General features: G+C 43.4%; 6 protein-coding genes and 1 pseudogene. 3 read left to right on the top strand and 4 right to left on the bottom strand.

Annotated features, from left to right (window positions below):
- Positions 1–183 precede the first annotated feature (183 nt).
- Positions 184–2,571, bottom strand: a complete 2,388-nt coding sequence (locus tag EWV66_RS09780) for a hybrid sensor histidine kinase/response regulator (protein ID WP_287107691.1) — start codon at positions 2,569–2,571, stop codon at positions 184–186.
- 276 nt (positions 2,572–2,847) lie between these two features.
- Here EWV66_RS09780 and EWV66_RS09775 point away from each other — a divergent pair, with 276 nt between their 5' ends.
- The 3 genes from EWV66_RS09775 (at position 2,848) to kaiC (ending at position 5,904) form a co-directional block, all read left to right on the top strand.
- Complete coding sequence (locus EWV66_RS09775; protein ID WP_287107690.1) at positions 2,848–3,777, top strand: circadian clock protein KaiA; 930 nt, start codon at positions 2,848–2,850, stop codon at positions 3,775–3,777.
- Positions 3,778–3,833: 56 nt separating this feature from the next.
- The gene (gene kaiB, locus EWV66_RS09770) at positions 3,834–4,148 is read left to right on the top strand and encodes a circadian clock protein KaiB (RefSeq protein WP_002733742.1); all 315 of its coding nucleotides are present in this window, start codon (positions 3,834–3,836) and stop codon (positions 4,146–4,148) included.
- A 193-nt stretch (positions 4,149–4,341) separates the two neighbouring features.
- On the top strand, positions 4,342–5,904 hold the full coding sequence (gene kaiC, locus EWV66_RS09765) for a circadian clock protein KaiC (protein ID WP_002760201.1): 1,563 nt from the start codon (positions 4,342–4,344) through the stop codon (positions 5,902–5,904).
- A 400-nt stretch (positions 5,905–6,304) separates the two neighbouring features.
- On the opposite strand, the gene EWV66_RS09760 is transcribed toward kaiC, so the two are convergent.
- The 3 genes and pseudogenes from EWV66_RS09760 to EWV66_RS09750 form a co-directional block, all read right to left on the bottom strand.
- Positions 6,305–7,300, bottom strand: a complete 996-nt coding sequence (locus EWV66_RS09760) for a lysylphosphatidylglycerol synthase transmembrane domain-containing protein (RefSeq protein WP_052276076.1) — start codon at positions 7,298–7,300, stop codon at positions 6,305–6,307.
- A gap of 241 nt (positions 7,301–7,541) precedes the next feature.
- Positions 7,542–8,639: a sulfotransferase family protein gene (locus EWV66_RS09755; protein ID WP_052276075.1), complete on the bottom strand. Its 1,098-nt coding sequence runs from the start codon at positions 8,637–8,639 to the stop codon at positions 7,542–7,544.
- Between the two features lie 84 nt (positions 8,640–8,723).
- Positions 8,724–9,116 (bottom strand): annotated as a pseudogene (locus EWV66_RS09750) (ISAs1 family transposase); the annotation flags it as partial.
- Between the last annotated feature and the right edge of the window lie 336 nt (positions 9,117–9,452).

Genomic DNA, 9,452 nt, shown 5'->3' with positions numbered 1-9,452 from the left:
ATTAAATATTAGTTATTGTGACTAACTCTTTTGGTTAGAGAAAGATAAAATTGAGAATCTTCAGTCAAATTTATTGACTCAAAATTAGCTATACTTAATTTAAATGAATCAACCCTAGGGGATCGGGGGGGGCAGCTGGGGTGTGGGGTTTCACCGATAGGTTATTGCCCGAATGCTTCGCCCCTACAGGATGCGATCGCCGCTCAAGTGGCGAGAAAAAGCCAGATCAGCAGTCTCGATCACCTTTAATAGCTGTTCGATGCGGTTTTCCGTCGGGGGGGCCAAACAGGGAAAAACGGCTAAACCGGGGATTTGATTGGCCACCTCAGTGACAGCCACATCAAGGGTGACTAGGGGTAAATTAGCGAGGGTTTCCGACTTGCTCAAGGTTTGCAGATAAGAGTATAAATCTTCTGCGATCGAACTATCGATTAAGATAGCGTCCACCTCCCAGACAGTGGCTAAAAGTTCCGCCTGTTCGCAACTATCGGCCTCAATAAAACGATAATTCTCCCGAACTAATTGATTATTCCAAATCCAGCTAAAGGAAGATAAATCGGAGAAATTGGGGGCATAATGACCGTGTAAACGCAGCAGAGTCGGAGCAGTGCGCCGTTTTCGGCTAGGAACAGGGGAAACGGTCAGATTTAAGCAAGCTTGCAGGGCTGCCGAGGTGATTGGCGGAACCAGAAAACTATCGGCCCCTTGCTGTTGACTGCGGTTGCGCTCAGAATCGGCGGCGGTGACAATAACTTTTATATCTTTGGTTTGGGGATGGGATTTCAGCAGCGTTAACACATCCCAACCGGACAAGAGGGGGAGATTGGGATTGAGAAAAACACAACGGGGTTTTAACTGCCGGGCTTTTTCGATCGCCTCAGTGCCGCTACGAGCGATAATAGCTTTTAATCCCAATTCACTCAATCGATCGACAAATTGTTCGATCACTTGGGGATTAGCTTCCACCACTAACACCAGACGCTGGGGAGTGGCGGACTCCTGATCGGCACTTTGGGGATGAACCGGCAGCAGTAAGGTAAATTGACTGCCTTCCCTGTCCCTAGAGACAAAGGATAGATCGCCACCGTGACAGCGCGCTAATTTTTGGCTGAGGACTAAACCTAAACCTGCACCCTCAAATTGACGGGTGAAAGGACTTTCTAGCTGTTGGAATTTCTGAAAAATCAGATGCTGGGATTCTTCTGGAATACCGATCCCCGTATCCCAGACGGTAAAAGCCAGCCAATTTTCCCAACGATTGACTTTAATGCCCAAATTACCGCCATCAATGGTGAATTTAACCGCATTATCTAACAAATGCACTAACATCTGTTGCAAACGGGCTTCATCGGCCAGGGCATAATCTAACCCGGATTCGATGTCAAGACGATAGCTGCTGGGGATATCTAGACGTTGGGGATATTTATCGACGATGATATCGTACACCCGTTGACAGAGGCGATCGATTTTGACTCTAGATAAAGTTAATTGTAGTTGTCCTGTCTCTAGGCGGGTTAAATCGAGGAGATCATTGACCAAAGCCATCAACTGACGACCGCTGCGATAGATTAAATCGGCATATTTGGACTGTCGGGGGTTAAGTTCACCGATTTTTTGTTCCCGCAGCAGATTGGAAAGACCGATAACGGCGGTGAGGGGCGATTTAAACTCATGGCTGACACAGGCGAGAAATTCATCCTTAAGACGATTTAAATGGACTAAATCGGCATTTTTAACCGCTAATTCCTGACAATATTGCTGTTGTTCCGTGATATCGGTGGCTAACAGTAACCACAGTCCCGAAGTTTTCTCGATCAAAGGATAATTATCCGTTAAATTTAACGGCACGGACAACAGGCGCCAAGTCTTGGCTACACCCGATGTCACCGTTTCTAGACGCTGGGGAAACAGGGGGGGAGTGGGGGATGGGAGGGTTAAGGGGTCATTAACTAAAGCCAAGGCAGAGTTATCGATATTAGCGGGGAAAGCTGCCCCGATTTGTTGACACCAAGCCTGATTTTGGTATAAAATCCCTGCTTCTGGACTGTAGAGCAGCAGCGGCAGCGGTAATTGTTCCAGAAATTCCAGAGGACGATCGCTGCGGGGGGGGGGATTGCGATCGCTGATGCGGGGCTGCGGGGCAGGATCATCGAGAATCGAGCGCCCGAGACAAAATTGGAGAAGTTTGCCCGTGTCTAAGCGTCCTAACAGTTTGCCCTGAGTATCCACTAAAATAGGGGCTAAGGCGATCGCTTCTCCCCTCAGGGTGGCCAGAAACTCACTCACGGCCATGTGCGAGTTAAGAGGGATAATCGGACGCAGCCAACCGCTCAGATCCAGACGGTTGGGGGAGGGGTTTCTGATTTCGGGGTGCTGTTGTTGATAGAGGAGGTAAGCAATCAGGGCTTGACTCTCAATCAGTCCTAGGGGACAATACCTCTCATCCACCACTACGATCACTTCCGGATTGCCCGTGTTAATTAGATCTAAAAGACTAGCCCTGTCAACAATTAATTCACAGGTAGTGACGGATTGATTAAAGTAATGGAGGCTGAGGGTAACGCTAGGCATGGGGATAATTAGGGGGCGGTGGCGGTAACTTTAGGGCATAATTAACAAACTGATGGCCAAACTATTAGTCGTCCTAGAACTTGAATTTAGCTTGATTATGACGCTCGCTCATCTAGAGAACCGCTCCATTGATTACAATTAACTACGATACCCACTGCCAAAAAGCAAAGTTAACTTTAACTTCCCTTAGCTGATGGCGGGGGGGGTTGTCTTCTCAACAGAGAAAGCCTAACCTATTGTTTGTTATTTTCTATCTACCTTGCGGGTGAGAAAACGTTGCCTCCGAGACTGACTATTTATGCTTTTGTCCCAACGGACTCACCCTTGACGGGAGTGAGTTCACCTCTGGGGCTGGTTAATTCTTTGACGGCTTTATTGGCTAATGAACGCTATAATCTAACCCTAGGGTCGTCTTCTAGCGAATTACTGGCTAATATCGAGGCACAGAAGGAAAAAATCGATTGTTTGCTGGTGGTCTTTCATCCTTCCCTACAGCCGACTTTTAATCAACTCTACGAAGGGGGGATTTTACTGCCAGTAGTGATCATTGTCGCTGACAAGAACATCACTGCCGAGACGAATGACTCTCCCACCTGTCTCTATCATAGTGCCGAATTACAAATTACCGTCAAGGAATTAGACAGCATCACCTCGGTAATCGACCAAGCGATCGCTCGATTTCTCCATTTAGCTCCTAATTGCTCTTTTTCCGAACCTACCACGATTGTTAACCAACCAAATCCCGTGGAAAATAATCACAGTTTTCTCCTCCTACAACAGCGCCGTTTAGCGGAAAAATTAAAAGAAAGACTCGGCTATTTAGGTGTTTACTACAAACGCAACCCGCAGCTATTTTATCGCAATCTTGCCCCAGAGGAAAAAAACGAATTACTGCGGGAATTAAGAAGAGATTATCGGGAGATTATTTTAAATTACTTCCAACAGGATTATCCGATCAATCAAGCGATCGATGAGTTGGTTAATAATGTCTTTTTTACCGATCTCTCAGTGTCGCAAATTCTAGAAATTCACATGGAGTTAATGGATGAATTTTCCCAACAGTTAAAATTAGAAGGCAGAAGTGAGGAAATTCTCCTAGATTATCGTCTCGCTCTCATTGATATCCTTGCTCACTTGGGGGAAATGTACCGTCGTTCCATACCTCGCGAGGATATCCCTTATGATTTATTATTGGGAATAGACTAAAATATCCCCAATAAATAACAATGAACTCATATCCCCAGCCCCTTTGATCTTAACCTATGAGCGTCTTTAAAAAAACCTATGTTTTAAAACTGTACGTCGCTGGGAATACCCCCAACTCCGTGCGCGCCTTGAAAACCCTGAAAAATATCCTAGAAGAGGAATTTCAGGGAGTGTATGCGCTCAAGGTGATTGACGTGCTGAAAAACCCGCAACTAGCGGAGGAAGACAAGATTCTCGCTACTCCTACCCTCGCGAAAGTCCTCCCTCCCCCGGTGCGGAAAATTATCGGTGATTTGTCCGATCGAGAGAAGGTTCTAATCGGTTTAGACTTACTGTACGAGGAAATTCGTGAACGAGAAAATGATAGCTAGGCCTTCGGCAATAGGTGATTAGACGGGTTATATTTATTGCAGGAGAAATGATCGGGGAGTAATCTAGTACGTCTATGGGAAAGTCAAGAGTCAATGGGAATCGAGATGGTATAAAGTATCTAGTCAGGCCTGATATGTTTCTGTGGAAAAATTAGATAAAAATCCTACTCTTTAAATATTCGCTGGATAAATAATGACTCAATCTAACTCTAATAGCCAATTGAATCCACCGATTAAACCGAAAGGTGTTCGCAAAATTAGAACCCTAATTGAAGGTTTTGATGAGATCACTCACGGTGGTTTACCCATGGGGAGAACTACCTTAGTTAGTGGCACTTCTGGCACGGGAAAAACCCTGCTTGCCGTGCAGTTTCTCTACCATGGGATCAAGTATTTTGACTATCCGGGCCTGTTTGTTACTTTTGAAGAATCTCCCACCGATATCATTCAAAATGCCTATAGTTTTGGTTGGGATTTAGAAGAATTAATTGACCAGGGTAAGTTATTTATTCTCGATGCTTCTCCAGATCCGGAAGGTCAAGAGGTGGTGGGTAGTTTTGATCTTTCGGCCCTAATCGAGCGCATTCAATACGCAATTACCAAATATAAAGCAAAACTGGTATCAATTGACTCTGTAACTGCTGTTTTTCAGCAGTACGAAGCGGTGTCAGTGGTGCGGCGGGAAATTTTTCGGCTCGTGGCCCGGTTAAAATTATTAGGAGTGACTTCAATTATGACCACGGAACGTATCGAAGAATACGGAGCGGTGGCCCGTTTTGGTGTAGAGGAATTTGTCTCTGATAATGTGGTAATTATGCGGAACGTGCTAGAGGGAGAAAGGCGACGCAGAACGGCGGAAATCCTCAAATTACGGGGAACAACCCACATGAAGGGGGAATATCCCTTTACTATCACCAATGATGGCATTAATATCTTCCCCCTCGGTGCGATGCGTTTAACTCAGCGCTCCTCTAATGTCCGCATTTCTTCGGGAGTAAAAACCCTCGATGATATGTGTGGGGGCGGTTTTTTCAAGGATTCGATTATTTTGGCTACAGGAGCAACAGGTACGGGTAAAACTCTCTTAGTCAGTAAATTTCTGGAAGAAGGCTGTCGGCGCGGTGAGCGGGCGATTTTGTTCGCTTATGAAGAATCTCGCGCCCAATTGTCCCGAAATGCTTCTTCTTGGGGGATCGATTTTGAGGAGATGGAACGCAAGGGATTATTAAAATTATTGTGTTCTTACCCCGAATCGGCGGGATTAGAAGACCATTTACAGATGATTAAGTCGGAAATCTCGGAATTTAAACCCTCCCGTATTGCCATCGATTCTCTATCGGCGCTCGCGCGCGGGGTGACAAATAATGCTTTTCGGCAATTTGTGATCGGGGTGACAGGATACGCCAAACAGGAGGAAATTACGGGATTTTTCACCAATACCACCGACCAATTCATGGGAGCGCACTCGATCACCGAATCCCATATTTCTACGATTACCGACACGATTTTAATGTTGCAGTATGTGGAAATTCGCGGCGAAATGTCGCGAGCGATTAACGTCTTTAAGATGCGCGGTTCTTGGCACGATAAAGGGATTCGTGAATATACTATCAGTCAGGATGGGGCGGATATCAAGGATTCTTTCCGCAATTACGAGCGGATTATTAGTGGTTCTCCAACTAAAATTAGCGTCGATGAAAAGAGTGAATTATCGCGGATTGTTCGCAATGTGCGCGAAAAATTACAGGATGAATAATCGGGGGTTGACTGATGGAGATTATTTTGAAGAGCGATCGGGTAAAGTCGGTCTTAGGGAAAATAACCACCAGATCAATAAACCTAATATAATCCAGAGAACATCTTTAACCTGGCAAATTTTTAAAAACTGTGCTTTCTAGATTTTTTGTCCTCAATCCAGACTTTTGGGGGGTTCTACCCCCCAAACCCCCCGTTGGGGGCGTGGCGCCGCCCCCAAACCCCCCGCGCATTAGTTTTTCGGTGGGATGCTTACACGCAGTTGTTCATATATTTGTACTAATTTAAAAGTTACTGATAATACTAAATCTGGTTATTAAAGACTGATTATTTATTCCCCTTTTTGTTTTTTGCCTATCCTGATATGTTACCTATACTCAACGGATTTAGTATGATTGAGATTATTTTGAAGGGCGATCGGGTAAAGTTGGTCTTAGGGAAAATAACCACCAGATCAATAAACCTAATATAATCCAGAGAATATCTTTAACCCGGCGAATTACAGAAATCGCTAAACCTAATTCTAGACTCCCGGTTAAGGAAGCACCCAGCAGCACTAAAGAACCTTCTAAAGTACCGATATTAGCGGGAATAAAAAAGGTTCCAGCACGCACTAATTGAGCGACAGAATCAAATAACCAAGCATCGGCAAAACTGATCGGATGTTGGAGAAACTGCATTAAAACATAGATTTCTAAAACTCCGAGGGGCCAATTGAGAAAACCGACGATCAAGCCATTTCTAAATAGGGGCAGATTCCGGTAAAATTCCCCTAAACGATCATCGACACTGCGAAGATTTTCTAAAGGTTTAGCTAGGCGATCACCTAAAAAAGAATGACCTAATCGATTAACTATTCTGGAGGATAAACGGAATCGCTGAATCAAGAAAAATATCAGGATACAACTGGAGAATATAGCGAGACTTAATCCAGTAAAAGTTTTAAAAGAATTGGAGAATTTTGGGGAAGCTAGGAGCAGAAAAAAACCGATAATTGCAAAGAAGACAAGGGAAGCAGTATTTAATGTCTTGGTCAGAATAATCGAGGCACTGGTTTCTTTATAGCTAATCTGATAGTGAGTTTTTAACATCACTGCTTTAAAACCTTCTCCTCCCAAAGAAGCGAAGGGAGTCACGCGATTAAAGGCTGCCCCTACCATGTAAATTAATAATAGGCGAATTGTCCATCGAGGTTGGATAGGAATGCTTTTAAAAGTTAGTTGCCAAGTAAAAACATCGGTGAGGAATTCTAGGAAATAAAAAATAATTACTAATGTCATTCCCCACCAACCGACTAGGGTGATTTGTTGCCAAACTTCTTGCAGATTTGTTTTGCGTAAAATTACCCCTAGTAAAACAAAACCTAAACCCAGAAAGATAAATTTAAGATATTTCATAAGTAGTCGTGCAAAATTAATTTCTTGGTTAGGATAGGCAATAGGCAATAGGCAAGAAGTAGTTAGATAGGTGTAATTAATTTTGCTTAGGTACTTACTAAATCCTGTTTAAAAGGTCTAGGAGAGCGGGAAGTGGGGTAGTGGGGAGATGGGGAATTATGAATTATAACTGATAACTAATAACTGATAACTGATAACTGATAACTGATAACTGATAACTGATAACTGAAAAAGCTGATGACTAAAAATAATTCCAACGTTGAATAAATGGTAGCCAATGAGATTCGACTAATTCGATCGCTTTTGGTTCTGGGGGATAATTATTTTTTTTATATCCTTGCAGACTAGCGATATATTTCTCAAAGCGAGGCATAGATATTTTTAAGTCGGGAAGTTGCAGTTGATCGTAGATTTTCTCGATTTGTGCTAGGGGTTCTTTTTCTAAATCTTCAAAACGAATTTCTACAAAACTATCGGCGGGTAAATCGGCACTATCTCGCAGGAGAGAATTGATCATTGGGGGATAACTTTTTAGAATTACCTGCTCGATTTCATCTGTGGATAAATTATCGTAGGATTGCAGTGCTAGTTCTGGTAGGATGCGGGTAAAAAAGTGGCGGGTTGAAGGAAAAACTCGATAGGGATTGCGGTAGATATGAATAAATTTAGCATCGGGCCAGATAGCTCGCAATTTGGCAATGTGTGCCGCATAAACGTGGTTTTTGATTAGTAATTGTTTGCCTCTTTGATGGATGGAAACTTTTTTTAATAGATGAGTATGCCAACGCTGCCAAGTGGCGATTTCTTTCTCGCTGCAGCCCTGAAAAAAAACCCCTCGATCGAAATGGTACTGAAAACGTTGGGGAAAGTATAAACCATGGTAGTAGGAAAGGGGGATCATGCTGGCCAGGGCGATCGAGTCTTCTTGGGGTGAATCGGGAGTAACAGCGACGTTATCCACATGGCGATCGCTCGGTAGGGCCAATTCTAGCAGCGGTTGAAATAAGCGGACGATACCGAGGATATCCCAGGGTAATCCCACCGCTAGGGGCGAAATATAGCCAAATTGCTCCGATTGACCGAGTAAATTGTGCAGATGGGTCGTGCCGCTGCGCCAATAGCCGACAATAAAAATGGGTGCTTTTACCTGCACGCGGCGCTCATAAAACCCTGTCATCAAAATTCGTTCTAGGGTAGAAAAAGGCAGTCGCGCCAGGGTAACTGCCAGCGCCAGGGTTGCCGGGGCGAAATTGGGGCGATCGATGCCGCCATTAGTCAAAAATAAACGTAATAGGGTACTAAGGTTACTACCACAAAGGGGATGAAACAAACTGGACATATTAACTATTTTTTAGCGTTTTTTTGGCGGATAGCTTGGCTGGCCAAGGTTTTGCCGAATTCCCAAGCGGCCCCTAGGGCTGATTTATTCTAACAAATCGCAAAGCCTGAACCACTTGTTATCAAGCCATCTTTGCCCCTTTGTAATGGATAAAAGGATAAAGGATAAAAAGCCTAAACCTCTGAAAAGATTTAGAGCTATAGTTGGGAGAATTGACAAATTACTAACAGCTTGAAAGTCAGTTAAAGGTAAAGTATCTTCCTTAAAAATTACGTCTTTTACCCAGTGCAACTGATTTTCTATGTTCCAATGACCTCGAATTTTTCGAGCAAAAGTTTGAGCACTTTCTACCAAACTACTAATGTACTAGGCACAATTATAATACCCTTGTCCCCCTCTTTCACCATACCTTTCCACTTTAATATAACTTTTAATGTGTTCCCAAACATTATTAAAGGGATGATTTACATTAAAGACTGATGTTAGTATAGGACTGCATAATTGCCAGGATAATGATTAAAAGTACGACCCATAGCTGGTGTCTTTTTCCATAACTTTTCCGAAAATCCTTGACTTTCTTTAATTTTTCGATTAGCCTCTGCATAGTATAAAAAGATAAGGTGAACAAACTCATGTAAAATGAGTTTGTTCACCTTACTTTTTTTTATTCTTCGAGAATGAAACAGCCCTACCCTAGGGCTGTTTCATTCTCCCATCAGAATATCAAAAGTAAAAGCGATCACTATCAGGTAAAATGAGAAGTGACCGGCAACTTTTAAAATATATGTTGAGCTTAATAGAAAAACTGAAACA

This window comes from Microcystis sp. M_OC_Ca_00000000_C217Col (genome assembly GCF_007095585.1).
Taxonomy (GTDB): Bacteria; Cyanobacteriota; Cyanobacteriia; order Cyanobacteriales; family Microcystaceae; genus Microcystis; species Microcystis panniformis.
The sequence above is the reverse complement of the archived record's forward strand: the minus strand, read 5'-3'. Positions and strand labels throughout refer to the sequence as shown.

What these genes read in the sequence shown, in the direction of transcription:
- EWV66_RS09780 (WP_287107691.1), bottom strand. Translation starts at nt 2,571, where the DNA reads ATGCCTAGCGTTACCCTCAGCCTCCATTACTTTAATCAATCCGTCACT.
- kaiB (WP_002733742.1), top strand. Translation starts at nt 3,834, where the DNA reads ATGAGCGTCTTTAAAAAAACCTATGTTTTAAAACTGTACGTCGCTGGG.
- kaiC (WP_002760201.1), top strand. Translation starts at nt 4,342, where the DNA reads ATGACTCAATCTAACTCTAATAGCCAATTGAATCCACCGATTAAACCG.
- EWV66_RS09760 (WP_052276076.1), bottom strand. Translation starts at nt 7,300, where the DNA reads ATGAAATATCTTAAATTTATCTTTCTGGGTTTAGGTTTTGTTTTACTA.
- EWV66_RS09755 (WP_052276075.1), bottom strand. Translation starts at nt 8,639, where the DNA reads ATGTCCAGTTTGTTTCATCCCCTTTGTGGTAGTAACCTTAGTACCCTA.